The organism is Pseudomonas sp. KK4 (genome assembly GCF_001984065.1).
Taxonomy (GTDB): domain Bacteria; phylum Pseudomonadota; class Gammaproteobacteria; order Pseudomonadales; family Pseudomonadaceae; genus Aquipseudomonas.
Map to the genome: position 1 here is coordinate 1 of NZ_LYVP01000282.1, position 262 is coordinate 262.

The following is a 262-nucleotide window of genomic DNA, read 5'->3' on the forward strand; positions in this document are numbered from 1 at the left end:
GAACGCCAACGGCACCTACACCTACACCCTCAACACCAGCGATGCCGATTTCAAAGCGCTGCACGGTGGCGGCAATGGCACCGAAACCTTTGCTTACACCTTGACCGATGCCGACGGCGACACCAGCACCGCCAACCTGGTGCTGAACATCCACAACAACGACGATGGCGTTTACATCAACGGATTGAACGTCGAAGGCGGCGAGCTCACGGTCTACGAGAAAAACCTCAGCGACGGCAGCAACCCGGATGCCACCGCACTG

The 262-nt window shown here is 58.8% G+C and carries 1 protein-coding gene; it reads left to right on the plus strand.

The window, feature by feature from the left end; genetic code table 11:
* A partial coding sequence (locus tag B0W55_RS29495; protein WP_139341023.1) for a VCBS domain-containing protein occupies positions 1-262 on the plus strand: 262 nt, incomplete at both ends.